A 16,085-nucleotide genomic window follows, 5' to 3' on the forward strand; every position below is an offset into this window, starting at 1 on the left:
GCGCTACTCGGCCGCGCCCGGCGGCATGCCCGGGCCGAAAATGGGGCCCGCCGTCGGACGCTTCGGCGAGATGCCGTCGCCGGAGGACCGGTGCCGCAGCCGGCGCAGCACCCAGGGGACCAGATGCTGCCGCGCCCAGACCAGGTCCTCGGCCCGGGCCGTCCGCCAGTGCTTCGGCGGCAGCGGCTTCGGGATTTCGGGGTGCAGCGTGTGCCGGACATTCAGGGCGTCGAGCACCATCGCTGCCACCGTGTGATGGCCCAGCGGGGAGAAATGCAGCCGGTCCGGCGCCCACATCCGCGCATCCTTGAGCTGGCGCAGCGCCCACATATCGGCGATGATCGCGTCGTGCCGGGCGGCCACGGTGCGCAGGTTCTCGTTGTAGATGGCGGCCTTGCCGCGGACGCTGCCGATGACGGGCGTGTCGCCGATATCCGGGGCTGTGAAGAGCACGATCGTGGCCCCCGAGTCGGCCAGCTTGGCAATGGCGACGTCCATTTTCTCGGCCAGCGCATCCGGGTCCCCGCTGCGCCGGATGACGTCGTTGCCGCCGGCACAGATGGAAATCAGGTCAGGCGACAGGTCCAGCGCCGGCTGCAGCTGCTCGTCGATGATCTGCTGCAGCAGCCGGCCGCGGATGGCCAGGTTGGCGTAGGCGAAGTCGGCGTGGCCGCGGCTGAGTTCCTCTGCCACCCGGTCCGCCCAGCCGCGGTGGCCGCCGGGGCTGCCGGGGTCGGGATCGCCGATGCCTTCGGTAAAGGAATCGCCGATCGCGACGAAGCGGCTCCACGGATGGTCGGCAGCGGAGTCCGGAGAAGACAATCGTTCGGCACGGCTCAGGTTGGTCACAAGCACCATGGTCTCTCCGGCCTGCGGACTTTGCCACCGAAACGGTTGGCCAAATACCTGAATCGCCTTTCAGGAAAATGCTGGCGCCCCGGGCGGGAGCGGCGCTAATGTGGGGGTCCACGGGGGCCGACGGGGGCCGCCGCCAAGCCCTCGGGAGGAACCATGACGCTGCTCGACGGCATCACTGCCCGCCTACTGCCCACGGACCGGCTGGCCGTCAACGTGCTGGAACGGCAAGGGGACAGTCCCGGGGGAATACCGGTGCTCCTGGTCCACGGCAACGTCTCGTCGGCGCTCTTCTGGCAGGAGCTGATGCTCCGGCTGCCGGCGAACTACCGGGTCATCGCGGTCGACCTGCGCGGATTCGGGGAGACCGACCCGGCGCCCGTCGATGCCACCAGGGGACTCGGCGACTTCAGCGATGACCTCGCCGCCACCCGGGAGGCCCTGGGGCTGGCCTCGGTTCACCTGGTCGGCTGGAGCATGGGCGGCGGCGTCGTGATGCAGTACGCACTGGAGCACCCGGCGCGCTCGATCACGCTGCAGGCGCCGGTCCCTCCGTACGGGTTCGGCGGCACGGCAGGCCCCGAGGGCCGGCGGCTCACCGACGACGACGCCGGGTGCGGGGGCGGGGGAGTAAACCCGGATTTTGTGGCCCGGCTGCGTGCCGGCGACCGGAGCGCCGAGGCGCCGACGTCGCCGCTGAACGTCTACCGCTCGGCCTACGTGCACGCGGGCTTTAGCTCCCCGCTCGAGGGTGTTTGGGTGGACTCGATGCTCAGCACCCGAACCGGCGATGACCATTACCCGGGCGACTCGGTGCCCTCGGACAACTGGCCGGGCTTCGCGGCGGGCAAGCGGGGCATAGCGAATGCGATGGCGCCCGGGTACTTCAATGTCGGCGCCCTCGCCGGACTGGCGGAGAAGCCGCCCGTCCTGTGGATCCGCGGAGACGCGGATGCCATTGTCTCGGACGCGTCGTTCTTCGATGTCAACCAGCTGGGCAAAGCCGGCATCATCCCGGGCTGGCCCGGCGAAGACGTGGCGCCGCCGCAGCCAATGGTCACTCAGACCCGCGCCCTGCTGGAGGAGTATGCGGCCGCCGGCGGCAGTTCGCGGGAGGTAGTGCTGCCCAACTGCGGGCATTCGCCGCACCTTGAGTATCCGGCCGAATTCCTGGCCGAGCTGACCGCCCATATCGAAGCGGCCGAGGGAGCGCATTAGCCCCGCCGCGGAAGGGCGGGGACGCCCCGCGAGCTAACTTGAAGCTTCAAGTAGTTCTGTGGGATGATGGCGGCATGACCGAAACTACTTACAAGCCCGTCGTTGTCTGGTCCAAGCCGGAGGCCGAGCGCGCCGGCACGCCGCTGCTCGTGCTCTTCCACGGCTACCTCTCCAACGAACAGGACCTCATGGGCCTGGTTCCCGGCCTTCCAGAAGAGTTTACCGTTGCCGCCGTGCGCGCGCCGGTTGCGCTGGGTCCGGGCTTCAGCTGGTTCCCGCTGATGCATGAGCCCGACTTCTCCGTGGACAAGGTGACCAGCGCCGTGGCGGACGTGTGGGGCTGGCTCGACTCCGTCAAGGACCAGCATTCCAGCGTCTCGGTGCTCGGCTTCTCCATGGGCATGGCCGTGGCTACCTCCGTCATGCGCCACCGCCCGGACGAGATCGCCGCCGTCGTCGGGCTGTCCGGCTTCGTCGTCCCCGCCGACGGCGACGCCTTCTTCCAGGACGAAGCGGTCAAGTCGCTCAAGCCCGCCGTGTTCTGGGGCCGCGACCAGGCAGACCAGGTCATCACGCCGGACAAGATCGAGTACACGCACGCCTGGCTCAATGAGAACGTCAACCTGACCAAGGTGCTCTACGCTGGCACCGGCCACGGGATCAACGCCCAGGAGCTGGCACACGTCAAGGAGTTCCTGACCTACAAGGTGCTCAACGCCAAGTAGCCGCAGGACACAGGCGAGGGGACGGCTCAAGACGTCCCCTCGCCGTCGTTAATGTTCCGTCAGCCGCGGGCGACGCGCACCGTTCGCCCGCCGAAGCTCACCGTGTCTCCGGGGTGGAGCTGCCGGCCGCGGCGGGTCTCGGTCTCGCCGTTCACCTGGACCTGGGCGTCCTCGATGAACTCCTTGGCCTGCAGGCCGTCCTCGGCCAGGTTGGCCAGCTTCAGCAGCTGGCCCAGGCGGATCATCTCGTCTCGAATGTGGACATCTTCAATTCCGTCAATATCGTCGGCAGCCATGGTTCCATCATGCCGTGTCGCGCACTCCCGGGGAGCCACGCGCCGGGCGATAGGGTGAATGTGTGCCGATGAACCCCAAGATGCCCCTTGCCGTCGGCCTGCCCCTGTCCCTGTTCGCGGGGTTGTCGATGCCGGTCCAGGGGCGGATCAATGGTGCGCTCGGGGCGAGGCTCGACGACGGACTGGCGGCCGCCGTCGTCAGCTTCAGCACGGGACTGGTGCTGATGGTCCTGATCTGCGTCCTCGCGCCCGGCGCGCGCTCCGGGATGCGCCGCGTGCTGCCGGCCATCCGGGCCAGGAAGTTTCCGTGGTGGTACCTGCTGGCCGGAGCCAGCGGAGCCATCCTGGTGCTGAGCCAGGGCGTCACCGTCGCGCTCATCGGCATCGCGCTCTTCACCGTCGCCGCCGTCACCGGACAGTCCGTCAGCGGCCTGCTCGTGGACCGGCTCGGCCTTGGACCGGCGGGAAAAAAGAGCATCACACCCCTCCGCGTCCTCAGCGCCCTGCTCACCGTGGCCGCCGTCGCCTGGGCCGTTTCGCCGAAGTTTTCCGCCGGCACGGATCAGGCCGGCCTGCTCGCCCTCGTGCTGCTGCCGCTGGTGGCCGGGTTCCTGCAAAGCTTCCAGCAGGCCTTCAACGGCACCCAGTCCGCGCACTACGGCTCGCCATTCCCGGCCACGATGGTCAACTTCATCGTCGGAACCGTGCTGCTGTACATCGCGTGGCTGGTCAAGGTCGCCGTGGCCGGCCCGGGCAATCCGCTGCCGGCCGAGTGGTGGTACTACCTCGGCGGTCCCATCGGCTGCCTCTTCATCAACTTCGCCACCGTGCTGGTCCGGTCCCTCGGCGTCCTGCTCACCGGCCTCGGCATGATTGCCGGACAGGTGCTCGGTTCGCTGCTGCTGGACGTGCTCTTTCCCGCACCCGGGACCATTATTACGACGGCGACCGTCCTGGGTACGCTGCTGACCCTGGCTGCGGTGGTGCTCGCCACCCTGCCCTGGCCCCGCAACTCCTTCGCCGTCCTGCGGCGGCGGAAGGGGCAGCGGTGAGCGAAGCCGTGGCCGACTTCGACGGGCTGCGGCCGCACCTGGTAAACCTGGCCAGCGGCCAACTGTCTCCGGGCGGCCTGGTCTCGACCACGGCCGCGGACGTGGACCGGATCTTCGAGGAGCACCTGCCCCGGTTCATGTCCGGGCGGCCGGGGCCGGTCCCCGTGCTGTTCTGGGCGCACGGCGGGCTGGTGGATGAGCGGACCGGCCTGGAGGCTGCGGCCCGGCAACTGCAGTGGTGGCTGGCCAACGGGGTCTACCCGGTCTACTTCGTCTGGGAGACCGGCCTGCTGCAGGTCCTGGCCGACCGGATCCGCCGCGGCGCCCAGCGGTACCGGCTGTTTCCGGCACTGAGCCTGATGAGGGCCGGCAGCGAGGGAGCCGCCGCCGCGGTGCCTGCCCTCATGCCGCGGGCGCTGCCGCCGCTGGCGGAAGCCGCCGACGCATTCGTTGAATGGCTGGCCCGGCACGCCGGCGGCCCGGCGGTCTGGGCGGACATCAAGGCCAACGCCGCCCGGGCCGGGGCCACGGCCGGCAGCCTGACCGGCGAAGGAGGTGCCCGCCACGTCGCCCGCCGGCTCGCGGCCTTCAACCGGGCACACACCGGGGCCATCGGGCTGCATGCAGTCGGCCACAGCGCCGGTGCCATCTTCCAGTCCGGCTTCCTGCGGGCGGCCTTCGAAGAGGGCGTCGGGGCCTTCGATTCCCTGGCGTTGCTGGACCCGGCCCTGGCCACTGAGGACTTCAAGACCGGGCTGCTGCCGCTGCTAGGGGACCGGATCAGGGGCCTGTCGCAGTTCAGCCTCGGCCGGCAGCGGGCCCTCGACGACGTCTGCGAAGTCCGGGGAGTCAGGTTCTACAACAAGTCGCTGCTGTACCTGATCCACCACGCCCTGGAAGAGCAGCCGGATACCCCGCTGCTCGGCCTTGAGGAGAATGTCGCGGCCGACCCGGAACTTTCGGCACTCTTCGCCGGCGGGACGTTGGCCGAGGCTGTCTGGTCGCCCCGGTTGCGCGGATCCGCGGACAGCCTGAGTGATGCGCGCAGCCACGCCGGGATCGACAGCGACCGGCTGACCATGGAGAGCCTGGCCCGCCGCGTCACCGGCCGCGGCGCCGTCGTGCCCTTCCCCGGGTAGGCTGCCCGTCCGGACGCACCCGGCTCGTCATCCTGCGGCCGCCATACCTGCGCCGTGCCGCCGTTTCGGTAGGCTAACGTTGTAGTTTCGCTTCGCACCAACCACACGCCACGGACCGCACCCAGCGGCCCTTGCAGAGACTGGAGAACCACCTGATGGCAGCTGCCAAATCCAAGCTCGATCCGATCATCTCGCTGGCCAAGCGCCGCGGCTTTGTCTTCCAAGCCGGCGAGATCTACGGCGGATCCCGCTCGGCCTGGGACTACGGCCCCCTGGGCGTCGAGCTCAAGGAGAACATCAAGCGGCAGTGGTGGCAGTCCGTGGTCCGCGGCCGCGAGGACGTCGTCGGCCTCGATTCCTCCGTCATCCTGCCCCGCCAGGTCTGGGAGGCCTCCGGCCACGTCGAGGTCTTTTCCGACCCGCTGGTGGAGTGCCTGAGCTGCCACAAGCGCTACCGCGCCGACCACCTCGAGGAAGAGTACGAGGAGAAGAAGGGCCGGCCGGCCGAGAACGGCCTGAAGGACATCGCCTGCGCCAACTGCGGCACCAAGGGCGAATGGACCGAACCGCAGGAATTCTCCGGCCTGCTCAAGACCTTCCTGGGACCCGTGGCCAGCGAAGAAGGCCTGCACTACCTTCGCCCGGAAACCGCGCAGGGCATTTTCGTGAACTTCAACAACGTGCTCACCACGTCGCGGCGGAAGCCCCCGTTCGGCATCGGCCAGATCGGCAAGAGCTTCCGGAACGAAATCACCCCCGGCAACTTCATCTTCCGCACCCGCGAGTTCGAGCAGATGGAGATGGAGTTCTTCGTCGAGCCCGGCACCGATGACGAGTGGCACAAGTACTGGATCGAAACCCGCCTGCAGTGGTACACCGACCTGGGCATCAACCCGGAGAACCTGCGCCTCTTCGAGCACCCGCTGGACAAGCTCAGCCACTACTCCAAGGGCACCACGGACATCGAATACCGCTTCGGTTTCCAGGGCTCGGAATGGGGCGAGCTGGAAGGCATCGCCAACCGCACGGACTTCGACCTGAGCACCCACTCCAAGCACTCCGGCACGGACCTGAGCTACTTCAACCAGGCCACGAACGAGCGCTACACCCCGTACGTGATCGAGCCGGCGGCCGGCCTGACCCGCTCCTTCATGGCCTTCCTCGTCGATGCCTACGCCGAGGACGAGGCCCCGAATGCCAAGGGCGGTGTGGACAAGCGCACCGTGCTGAAGCTCGACCCCCGGCTGGCGCCGGTCAAGGCCGCGGTCCTGCCGCTGAGCCGCAACGAGGACCTCTCGCCCAAGGCGAAGGAACTCGGCGCGCAGCTGCGCCGGAACTGGAACATCGAGTTCGACGACGCCGGCGCGATCGGCCGCCGCTACCGCCGGCAGGACGAGATCGGCACGCCGTTCTGCATCACGGTGGACTTCGACACGCTCGAGGACCAGGCCGTGACCATCCGCGAGCGGGACACGATGTCGCAGGACCGGGTCAGCCTGGACAAGGTGGAAAGCTACCTGGCCGGCCGCCTCGTCGGGGCCTGACCTGCAGCGCCGAAGCGACGCAACTTCCTAGGAGCAACATGGCAGAGCTGAACTACCGGCAATGGCGCGACGGCGACGACCTCGCCCTGCTGGAAATCTGGGGCGACCCGGAAACCGCCCAGGTGGAGCACTTCCGCGCGATCCTGCGCCCCTCCTCCGACGCGCCCTGGTCCCGCTGCATCGTGGCCGAGGACCAGGGGGTTCCGGTCGCCGCGGGCGTGGTCTACGAGACGAGCCTGCACCCGGAGCGGCTCTGGGCCTACGTCGAAGTGGCCAAGGACCACCGCCGCGCCGGGGTGGGGTCCACGCTCCTGGGCATGCTGCGCGGGGAAGCCGAACACTCGCCGTCGGGCGTGAAAAGGCTGCGCGCGAAGGTGGTGCCGGAGAGCTCCGGCGCCGGTTTCGCCGCCGCCGCCGGGCTCAGCCCGATCCAGACCTCGCGGGTGGTCACGGTCCAGCCCGGCGCCCTGCCGCTGCCGGACCTGGCCGCGGAGGGAGGCCCGCGCCTGGAAGAAGCTGCCACCGGTTCGGTGGAACTGACGACGGCGGTCACGGACTTCTACAATTCCGTGCACGTGTGGGACCGGGCGGACATGACCCTGGGCCGCGCCCAGCAGATCCTGCTCAACGACGCGGCCGGCGCATCCGGAGCGGTGGTGCTGCGGAGCGCGCCGAAGGACCAGGGCGGCACCATCAGCGCATTCGCCGTCAGCTATACGCAGCAGCGGACCGATGCCCCGGCCGACGTGCTGCTGGGCTATGACACGTCACTGGCTCCGGCGGAGGCCGAGCAGGCCGTACGCAGCCTGCTCGCGATGCTGGTCCACCAGTACCCCGTGCAGGTGGAGGTCGATGACTCGATGACCGCCGTCGTCGCCGTGCTCGAGCCGCTGCTGGCGGCGGGCACGGCGGCCAGGACCGGCCCGGCAACCGCCATCGTCAGCGACTAAGGCGTGGGACACGGGCACCCCCACACGCATGACGCGGCGGCCCCTCCGGATCCGGGGACGCTGGCTGCCCGGCGCAAGGCCAACCTGCTGCTCGCGGCCATCCTGCTGCCGGTCACCGTCCTGACCCTGGTCGGCATGATCGCCCTGTGGCCGTCGGGGGACCGCTCCGGCGTGACCGTGGTGGACCCGTACGCCACGGCCCCGGGCGTCTCCTTCGAGACCGGCACGGTGCAGCGCGTGGAAACCGAGACCTGTCCGTCCTCGCAGTCCGCGATCGACGCCGGCGGCGAAGGCCAGCAGTGCATGGTGGCCTACACCGAGCCGACGTCGGGAGGCACGCTCCAGCCGGTCGAAATCACCCCGGAAATCGCGCAGTCCCGCGGCGTGGAGGCCGGGGATACCATCCGCTACCTGGACCTCAGCCGGATCATGCCGGACCAGCCGAACACGCTGATCTTTGTCGACTTTGTCCGCAGCGTGCCGATGGTGCTGCTCGCCGTGCTGTACGCCGTCGTCGTCGTGGCGGTGGCGCGCTGGCGCGGCTTCCGGGCGATCCTGGGCCTGGCCGGCGCGTTCGTGGTGCTGGCGCAGTTCGTCCTGCCCGGCCTGGTCGAGGGCAAGCCGCCGCTGCTGCTGGGGCTGATCGGCTCGGTGGTGATCATGGTCGGGGTCCTCTACTTCGCCCACGGCTTTTCGGCGCGGACCTCCACGGCCCTGCTCGGCACCATGTTCGGCCTGGGCGTGACGGCCCTGATGGCCGGCTGGGCCACGGACGCCGCCTACCTGACCGGCGTGGGGGATGAGGACACCTACCAGCTGGTCAACATGGCCGACACGATCTCGCTCTCCGGGGTCATCATGTGCGGACTGATCATCTCGGGCCTCGGCGTGCTCAACGACGTGACCATCACGCAGTCCTCGGCCGTCTGGGAAATGTACGAACTGGCTCCGCAGGCTTCCGCGCGCCGGCTGTTTACCGGGGCCATGCGCGTGGGCCGCGACCATATCGCCTCCACCGTGTACACGATCGCGTTCGCGTATGCCGGTGCCGCACTTCCGGTGCTCATCCTTGTCTCGCTCTACGAGCGGCCCCTGTTCGACACACTCTCCAGCGGGGAACTGGCCGAAGAGATCGTCCGGACCCTGGTCGGCTCCATTGGCCTGGTGCTGGCCATCCCGATGACCACGCTGATCGCCGTCCTGGTAGTCAAGGCCACCGGCATCCGCCGCGCCTCGGACGTCACGGTGGACGTGGCGGGAGGCGAACCGGCGATGGTTTCTTCGCCCCCGGGGCACGGCACCGCGGTACGGTATCCGGGCGGCGACGGCGCCGGTGCCTCCCTTCCCGGCGGGGCGGACGACGGCGGCGCCCCGGTTCCGGTGCCGGCGGGCAAGCCCGCGGAACAACCGCTGAGCCGCAGGGCCCGGCGGCGCGCCGAGCGGGATTGAGGCCGCGCCTGCGGCGCCGTCCACAGGTAGGCGCATGGATTTGCCCGGATTTGAGAGAATAGGCAGGTGACTGTTACCGCTGTACCCGCCTCCGCCACCCGACTGGAGCTCCCTCCGCTGAAGCTCGGGCCGCTGACCATCGACACCCCGGTGGTCCTGGCTCCCATGGCCGGCATCACCAACAAGGCCTTCCGCCGGCTCTGCCGCGAGTACGGCGGCGGCCTTTACGTGGCCGAAATGGTCACCTCCCGGGCACTGGTGGAGCGCAACCGCGAATCGATGCGGATCATCTCGCATGACGAGGATGAGAAGGTCCGGTCGGTCCAGCTGTACGGCGTCGATCCCAAGACGGTCGGAGCCGCCGTGCGGATGCTGGTCGAGGAGGAGCGGGCGGACCACATCGACCTCAACTTCGGCTGCCCGGTGCCCAAGGTCACCCGCCGGGGCGGCGGCTCGGCGCTGCCGTGGAAGACGGAACTGTTCACCGCGATCGTCCAGGCGGCCACCCGGGAAGCCGGCCGCGGCAACATCCCGCTGACCATCAAGATGCGCAAGGGCATCGACGAGGACCACCTGACATATATCGATGCCGGCAGGATCGCGCGCGACGCCGGTGTCGCCGCCGTGGCACTGCACGGCCGCACCACCAGCCAGTTCTACTCGGGCACGGCGGACTGGGACTCGATTGCCCGGCTCCGGGAAGCCCTGCCGGACATCCCCGTCCTCGGCAACGGGGACATCTGGAGCGCGGAGGACGCCGTGCGGATGGTGCGCCAGACCGGCGTGGACGGCATCGTCGTCGGCCGCGGCTGCCAGGGGCGGCCCTGGCTCTTCGGCGATCTGCAGGCCGCGTTCGAGGGGACGGACCGGCGCTTCCGGCCCGGGCTGAAGGAGGTGGCGGACAGCTTCTACCGGCACGCCGAACTGCTGGTCGACTACTTCGAGGACGAGGGCAAGGCCCTGCGCGACATCCGCAAGCACGTGGCCTGGTATTTCAAGGGCTACCAGGTCGGCGGCGAACTGCGGGCTGCCCTGGCCGCCGTGCCCACGCTCGAGGTCCTGCGCGGCCTGCTGGACCAGCTGGATCCGTCCGCGCCGTACCCCGGCGCGGACGCCGAAGGGCCGCGCGGGCGGGCCGGTACGCCTAAACGGCCGGCCCTGCCGGACGGCTGGCTGAACAGCCGGGAGCTGGACGAGAACCACCGGGCCATGATCGCCGCGGCCGAACTGGATGTTTCCGGTGGCTGAGCAGGTGGCGCTGACGCCGGCCCCGCTGATGCCGGGCTACACAGAGACGGACCAGGAACGCTGGGTCGCGGAGCCCGCCAAGAGCACCTACCGCACGCACTTCGAGCGGGACCGCGCCCGCGTGCTGCATTCCTCCGCGCTCCGCAGGCTCGGTGCCAAGACGCAGGTCGTTTCGCCGTCCACGGACGACTTCGTCCGGACACGCCTGACCCACAGCCTCGAGGTCGCCCAGGTCGGCCGGGAGCTGGGACGCAGCCTGGGCTGCGATCCGGACGTCGTGGACACCGCGTGCCTCGCCCATGACCTCGGCCATCCGCCGTTCGGCCACAACGGCGAAGCCGCGCTCAACGCGGCGGCCCACGCGGTCGGCGGCTTCGAAGGCAACGCCCAGACCCTGCGCCTGCTGACCCGGCTGGAGCCGAAGGTCGTCCGTCCGGACGGCACCCCCGCGGGCCTGAACCTGACCCGCGCCAGCCTGGACGCCGCCAGCAAGTACCCCTGGTCCGCGGCGGATGCCCCGGTGATCCATGGCAAGCGCACCAGCAAGTTCGGTGCCTACGAGGATGACCTGCCGGTCTTCCAGTGGCTGCGCGAGGGAGCGCCCGAGCGTCGGTCCTGCATCGAGGCCCAGGTGATGGACCTTGCGGACGACATCTCCTATTCGGTACACGACGTCGAGGACGCCATCGTCGCCGGCCGCGTCCAGCTCAAGTGGATGGATACCGCCGACCACCGCAGCCGCGTCATCGGCTACACCCGGCAGTGGTACCTGCCGCACACAGACCCTGCGGAAGTGGACGCCGCGCTGAGCAGGCTCCAGGAGTCCGGCGTCTGGGTGCCGGAAGCGGACGGCAGCCGCAGGTCCATGGCGGCGCTGAAGGACATGACCAGCCAGCTCATTGGCCGGTTCTGTTCCAGCGCGCTGGAAGCCACGCGCGCGATTTACGGGCCGGACCCCCTGACCCGCTATGCCGCCGAACTGGTGGTCCCGCAGGAGACAGTGCTGGAAATCGCCGTCATGAAGGGCCTGGCGACCACGTTCGTCATGACCGCGGACCTTCGCCAGCCGATCTACGAGCGCCAGCAGGAAATCCTGACGGACCTGGTCCACGAACTGCACGCCACGGGGGCCCGCCACCTGGAGCAGGCCTTCGCGGCGGACTGGCAGGCCGCGGCCGACGACGGTGCGCGCCTTCGCGTGGTCATCGACCAGATCGCGTCCCTCACCGACGTTTCCGCGATCGCGCTGCACGAGAGGCTCATGGGATCGCACCGCACCCTGCTCTAAAGGGGCGGTGCCTGCCCCGGCGTTCCTGCTCGGCCGTGCCTGTGCCGTGACCTGTCCTACACGGGCCGGGGCGGCGGACCTCGGATTTGGCCGGGTTGCCTAAACTATTCTCATGGCCGGACTGATCAAACGCGAAGACATTGACGAGGTCCGCCAGCGCACGGATATCAAGGAGATCGTCGACGGCTACGTCACGCTCAAGTCCGCCGGCATCGGCTCCTTCAAGGGCCTGTGCCCCTTCCACGACGAACGTTCGCCGTCGTTCCATGTCCGGCCGCAGGTGGGCACCTACCACTGCTTCGGCTGCGGTGAAGGCGGAGACGTCATCTCCTTCGTGCAGAAGATGGACCACACCACCTTCAGCGAGACGGTGGAGAAACTCGCGCACCGGATCAACTACACGCTGCGCTACGAAGACGGCGGGACCGGGCCGCGCCGCGAAGACGTCGGCAAACGGCAGCGGCTGCTTGACGCGCACAAGATCGCCGCGGAATTCTTCCGCGCACAGCTTCTCACGCCGGGCGGCGCCGCCGGCCGGCAGTTCCTCGAGGGGCGGGGCTTCGACCAGGCGGCGGCCGAGCACTTCGGAGTGGGATACGCCCCGCAGGGGTGGGACGGGCTGCTCAAGCACCTGACCGGCCGCGGCTTCAGCCAGGACGAGCTCAAGCTCACGGGCATGTTTTCCGAGGGAAACAGGGGAATCTACGACCGCTTCCGCGGCCGGCTGATCTGGCCCATCCGTGACATCTCCGGGGACACCATCGGTTTCGGCGCGCGCAAGCTGTTCGAGGACGACCAGGGCCCGAAATACCTGAACACTCCCGAGACCACGCTGTACAAGAAGTCCCAGGTCCTCTACGGCATCGACCTGGCCAAGCGCGACATCGCGCGGAACCGGCAGCTGGTCGTCGTCGAGGGGTACACGGACGTCATGGCCTGCCATCTGGCCGGCATCACCACCGCGGTGGCCACCTGCGGCACGGCCTTCGGCGCCGACCACATCAAGATTGCCCGGCGCCTGCTGTCCGACGATGGCAGCGGGGGAGAGGTCGTCTTCACGTTCGACGGCGACGAGGCCGGACAGAAGGCGGCCCTGCGCGCATTCGAGGAAGACCAGCGGTTCATCGCCCAGACGTTCGTGGCCGTCGAGCCGACCGGCGCGGACCCCTGCGACCTGCGGATGACCCGCGGCGAACCGGCGGTCAGGGAACTGATCTCCTCCCGCCGGCCATTGTTCGAATTCGCCATCAAGGCGACCTTGAAGCGGTTCGACCTCAACACCGTGGAAGGCCGCGTCCAGGCCTTGCGCGCGGCCGCACCCGTAGTGGCGCAGATCCGGGACCCGGCGATGCGGCCCGCCTACTCGCGCGAGCTCGCCGGCTGGCTCGGAACTGAAGTCGAGGACGTGCTGCGGGCGGTTGCCGCGGCGGGCAAGCGGGCCAAGGACCAGCAGGACACGGTGGCCTCCGGTGGCACGCAACGTCCCGGTGCCCAGCAGCGCCAACCCGCGCGGCAGCATTCCGGCCCGGGCCAGCACTACCGCGGGGACGGACAGCACGGAGGGAGCCAGCACCAGGACCGAGGCCGGCCGCGGGGTTACTCGGGCGGCCCGGGCCGTCCCGACGGCCCCGGGTATGGCGGCCAGGGTGACCGCGGCCGGTATGGCGGTCAGGGTGACGGCGGCCGGTACGGGGGTCAGGGTGACGGCGGCCGGTACGGGGGTCAGGGTGACGGTGGCCGGTACGGCGGCCAGGGTGACGGTGGCCGGTACGGCGGCCATGACCGTGCGGTCGAGCGCGGCGAGCAGCAGCATTCCCAGTATCCGGGGGAAGCCGGGTATCCGGGTGAGGCCGGCTACGCGACCCCGGGCGCCGGGTATCCGGAAGAGGCTGCCCCGTCGGAGCCGGCAGTCAGCCTGCCCGACCTGCGGGATCCCTCGGTACGAATGGAACGCGACGCCTTGATCGTCGCACTGCAGCAGCCGGGACTGCTCGACGCCGAGCAGTGGCAGCACTTCACGGAAGCAAACTTCCGAGCCCCGGCGCATGCCCTGGTGCACGAGGCCATCCGTGCAGCCGGTTTTGCCGGGGCGACGCCCTCGCAGTGGGTCGAGAGCGTGCGGCAGGCGGTCCCCGAGGAACTTAGGGGGCTGGTCTCCGAACTTGCCGTCACGCCGCTGCCGGCCCATAACGACGATGCTGTCCGGCTCTACTGCCGGGGCATCCTGAACCGGCTCTTCGACGTCCAGATCACGCAGCTCAAGGCGGACAAGATGGGCCAATTGCAGCGCACCGATCCTGCGGCGGACCCCGAGGCGTTCCAGCGCCTGAACCGCGAACTGATGGAGCTGGAGATGCAGCGACGGGCGCTGCGCAGCGAGTAGCCGACGGCCGCGGGAGCCGATTTGGTGTTTCCCGCAGCTCTTTAGTAAACTCGTTGAGGCCCGAGGGAGCCCGAGAGGTTCGGAAAAAAGGGGTCCTGCACGGCGGTTTTCTACCGCTCGACAGGATTTCATTTCCGGGAAAAAGCCTTGTAAGGTTGTCTCTGCTGCTTTCCCCCGTAGCTCAATTGGCAGAGCATTCGACTGTTAATCGAAGGGTTACTGGTTCGAGTCCAGTCGGGGGAGCAAAAGATAAAGAGCCCGTCCTGATTCGTCAGGACGGGCTCTTTTGTCTGGTGGCAGCCAATCTGTTTGGCGGCGAGGGAGGACTTCCAGGACTACGTGCCGTCGGCAACGCTATTGGCGGCAGCTGTCCGGCCGAACCACTCCCCGCTGGCCTTGATGGTCCGGATGAGGGTGTCGTAGTCCACACGGACAAGGCCGAAGCGCTGGGCGTAGCCCCACGCCCATTCGAAATTGTCCAGCAGCGACCATGCAAAGTAGCCCCGCAGATCGGCTCCCGCCCGGATGGCCCGGTGGCACTCGGCCACGTGGGCCCGGACGAATTCCAGCCTGTCCAGGTCCTGGATTGAACCGTCCGCAGAGACACGGTCGTCGTAGGCGGCGCCGTTTTCCGTGACATAAAGCGCCGTTCCGGCGGGGCCCGCATACTCGTCCTGCAGACGCATCAGCAGCCGGAACAATCCCTCCGGCTGGACCTCCCAGCCCATCGCCGTCGTCGGAAATCCCCGCGGCACCACTGAGACTTCGTCGGCGGCCGGGTACGGCGAGGCCGCCGGCCGCTCCACAGGAGCGCCGTGGGCGAGCAGCCGGTCGGTGGCCTGATGCCCGGTCACGGCTTCACCGTGATAGTAGTTGACGCCCAGGAAGTCGATAGGGGTGCCGATCAATTCGAGGTCTCCCGGGCGGACATGCCGTTCCAGCCCGTACGCTGCGACGTCGGCGAGGAAGTCAGAGGGGTACGACTGGCGGAACACCGGATCGAGGAAGGCCCGGTTGAACTGCCCGTCGATGCGCCGCGCGGCGTCCCGGTCGACCGGGTCCGCGGGATCCGCCGGGTCCGGGACCGTCAGGTTGAGCGTCAGCCCCAGTTGGGCCTCGGGATCCCGTTCGCGCAGCGCGGCCGCCGCCAGTCCGTGGCCCAGCAGGAGGTGGTGCATGGCGGCCAGGGCATCCGGCCTCGACTGCCGGCCCGGGGCATGGACGCCGGAGCAGTAGCCGAGGAAGGCCGAACACCACGGTTCGTTCAAGGTGGTCCACATCCGGACCCGATCGCCCAGCCGGTCGTGCACGCTCAGCGCGTACTCCGCAAAGGCATACGACGTGTCCCTGCTGGCCCAGCCCCCGCTGTCCTCCAAGGCCTGGGGAAGGTCCCAGTGATAGAGCGTCAGCCAGGGCGTGATGCCGGCCTCGAGCAGTCCGTCGACGAGCCGGGAATAGAAGTCCACGCCCCGGGGATTGACCGGTCCGCCGTCGGGACGGATCCGGGCCCACGACGTTGAGAAGCGGTAGGCTCCGAGGCCCATCCGGCGCATCAGGGCGATGTCTTCCGCGTAGCGATGGTAATGATCGCAGGCGGTGCTCCCTGAGTCGGAGCCGGCAACGGCCCCCGGCAAACGGCAGAAAGTGTCCCAGATGGAGTCGCGCCTGCCGTCCTCTGCCGCCGCGCCCTCGATCTGGTAGGCCGCAGTGGCCGCGCCCCAAACAAACTCGTCCGGAAACTGCAATTGTGCGGTCATTCGTTTCCCCCGGAGGCTCTGCGCTGGGCAATTGCCCGCCAGCATAGCGCCCGGGACAGCTTTGGTCATGGCTTTCGGCCCCGTGACCTGCTGCAATGGACGGATTGGGGGCGCAGACGTACTTCCTTCGGCTGACCGGTTCCGGCTGCGCCGAATGATAATTTTAGACACAGGCATCACG

At 69.0% G+C, this 16,085-nt stretch carries 13 protein-coding genes and 1 tRNA gene; 11 read left to right on the forward strand and 3 right to left on the reverse strand.

What is annotated here, in order from left to right; genetic code table 11:
* Window positions 1-3: 3 nt before the first annotated feature.
* The gene (locus AHIS1636_RS03455; RefSeq protein WP_373875778.1) at window positions 4-858 is read right to left on the reverse strand and encodes an SGNH/GDSL hydrolase family protein; all 855 of its coding nucleotides are present in this window, start codon (window positions 856-858) and stop codon (window positions 4-6) included.
* A gap of 153 nt (window positions 859-1,011) precedes the next feature.
* Here AHIS1636_RS03455 and AHIS1636_RS03460 point away from each other — a divergent pair, with 153 nt between their 5' ends.
* Both AHIS1636_RS03460 and AHIS1636_RS03465 read left to right on the forward strand, forming a co-directional pair.
* On the forward strand, window positions 1,012-2,073 hold the full coding sequence (locus AHIS1636_RS03460; RefSeq protein WP_264794420.1) for an alpha/beta hydrolase: 1,062 nt from the start codon (window positions 1,012-1,014) through the stop codon (window positions 2,071-2,073).
* A 74-nt stretch (window positions 2,074-2,147) separates the two neighbouring features.
* A complete protein-coding gene (locus AHIS1636_RS03465) occupies window positions 2,148-2,798 on the forward strand; it encodes an alpha/beta hydrolase (protein ID WP_264794421.1) in 651 nt (216 codons plus the stop codon).
* Between the two features lie 59 nt (window positions 2,799-2,857).
* Here AHIS1636_RS03465 and AHIS1636_RS03470 read toward each other — a convergent pair whose 3' ends face one another.
* Complete coding sequence (locus tag AHIS1636_RS03470; RefSeq protein WP_262104071.1) at window positions 2,858-3,094, reverse strand: RNA-binding S4 domain-containing protein; 237 nt, start codon at window positions 3,092-3,094, stop codon at window positions 2,858-2,860.
* A 62-nt stretch (window positions 3,095-3,156) separates the two neighbouring features.
* Between AHIS1636_RS03470 and AHIS1636_RS03475 the strand changes: the two genes are divergently transcribed.
* From AHIS1636_RS03475 to AHIS1636_RS03515, 9 genes are all read left to right on the forward strand, one after another.
* Entirely contained in the window at window positions 3,157-4,146 is a 990-nt protein-coding gene (locus tag AHIS1636_RS03475; RefSeq protein WP_264794422.1) for a DMT family transporter, read from the forward strand.
* Window positions 4,143-5,285: a hypothetical protein gene (locus AHIS1636_RS03480; RefSeq protein ID WP_264794423.1), complete on the forward strand. Its 1,143-nt coding sequence runs from the start codon at window positions 4,143-4,145 to the stop codon at window positions 5,283-5,285. Before AHIS1636_RS03475 ends, AHIS1636_RS03480 begins: the two co-directional genes overlap by 4 nt.
* Window positions 5,286-5,440: 155 nt before the next feature.
* Window positions 5,441-6,829: a glycine--tRNA ligase gene (locus AHIS1636_RS03485; RefSeq protein ID WP_264794424.1), complete on the forward strand. Its 1,389-nt coding sequence runs from the start codon at window positions 5,441-5,443 to the stop codon at window positions 6,827-6,829.
* A 38-nt stretch (window positions 6,830-6,867) separates the two neighbouring features.
* Window positions 6,868-7,779: a GNAT family N-acetyltransferase gene (locus AHIS1636_RS03490; protein WP_264794425.1), complete on the forward strand. Its 912-nt coding sequence runs from the start codon at window positions 6,868-6,870 to the stop codon at window positions 7,777-7,779.
* Window positions 7,780-7,782: 3 nt separating this feature from the next.
* Window positions 7,783-9,228, forward strand: a complete 1,446-nt coding sequence (locus tag AHIS1636_RS03495) for a YibE/F family protein (protein WP_264794426.1) — start codon at window positions 7,783-7,785, stop codon at window positions 9,226-9,228.
* A 66-nt stretch (window positions 9,229-9,294) separates the two neighbouring features.
* Window positions 9,295-10,476 carry a tRNA dihydrouridine synthase DusB gene (dusB, locus tag AHIS1636_RS03500; protein WP_264794427.1) on the forward strand — a complete coding sequence of 394 codons (1,182 nt, stop codon included), beginning with the start codon at window positions 9,295-9,297 and terminating at the stop codon, window positions 10,474-10,476.
* The gene (locus AHIS1636_RS03505; RefSeq protein ID WP_264794428.1) at window positions 10,460-11,764 is read left to right on the forward strand and encodes a deoxyguanosinetriphosphate triphosphohydrolase; all 1,305 of its coding nucleotides are present in this window, start codon (window positions 10,460-10,462) and stop codon (window positions 11,762-11,764) included. Before dusB ends, AHIS1636_RS03505 begins: the two co-directional genes overlap by 17 nt.
* A 112-nt stretch (window positions 11,765-11,876) precedes the next feature.
* Complete coding sequence (gene dnaG, locus AHIS1636_RS03510) at window positions 11,877-14,147, forward strand: DNA primase (protein ID WP_264794429.1); 2,271 nt, start codon at window positions 11,877-11,879, stop codon at window positions 14,145-14,147.
* A 170-nt stretch (window positions 14,148-14,317) separates the two neighbouring features.
* A tRNA-Asn gene (locus AHIS1636_RS03515) sits at window positions 14,318-14,390 on the forward strand.
* A gap of 92 nt (window positions 14,391-14,482) precedes the next feature.
* Here the strand turns inward: AHIS1636_RS03515 and AHIS1636_RS03520 are convergent.
* Window positions 14,483-15,904 (reverse strand): GH1 family beta-glucosidase, encoded by a 1,422-nt coding sequence (locus AHIS1636_RS03520; protein ID WP_264794430.1) that lies wholly within the window; start codon window positions 15,902-15,904, stop codon window positions 14,483-14,485.
* Window positions 15,905-16,085 lie beyond the last annotated feature (181 nt).

Origin of the sequence: Arthrobacter mangrovi (assembly GCF_026011795.1) — a bacterium.
Classification (GTDB): Bacteria; Actinomycetota; Actinomycetes; order Actinomycetales; family Micrococcaceae; genus Crystallibacter; species Crystallibacter mangrovi.

Coding starts and splice junctions, on each gene's coding strand:
- AHIS1636_RS03455 (WP_373875778.1), bottom strand. CDS start 858: ATGGTGCTTGTGACCAACCTGAGCCGTGCCGAACGATTGTCTTCTCCG.
- AHIS1636_RS03460 (WP_264794420.1), top strand. CDS start 1,012: ATGACGCTGCTCGACGGCATCACTGCCCGCCTACTGCCCACGGACCGG.
- AHIS1636_RS03465 (WP_264794421.1), top strand. CDS start 2,148: ATGACCGAAACTACTTACAAGCCCGTCGTTGTCTGGTCCAAGCCGGAG.
- AHIS1636_RS03470 (WP_262104071.1), bottom strand. CDS start 3,094: ATGGCTGCCGACGATATTGACGGAATTGAAGATGTCCACATTCGAGAC.
- AHIS1636_RS03485 (WP_264794424.1), top strand. CDS start 5,441: ATGGCAGCTGCCAAATCCAAGCTCGATCCGATCATCTCGCTGGCCAAG.
- AHIS1636_RS03490 (WP_264794425.1), top strand. CDS start 6,868: ATGGCAGAGCTGAACTACCGGCAATGGCGCGACGGCGACGACCTCGCC.
- AHIS1636_RS03505 (WP_264794428.1), top strand. CDS start 10,460: ATGTTTCCGGTGGCTGAGCAGGTGGCGCTGACGCCGGCCCCGCTGATG.
- dnaG (WP_264794429.1), top strand. CDS start 11,877: ATGGCCGGACTGATCAAACGCGAAGACATTGACGAGGTCCGCCAGCGC.
- AHIS1636_RS03520 (WP_264794430.1), bottom strand. CDS start 15,904: ATGACCGCACAATTGCAGTTTCCGGACGAGTTTGTTTGGGGCGCGGCC.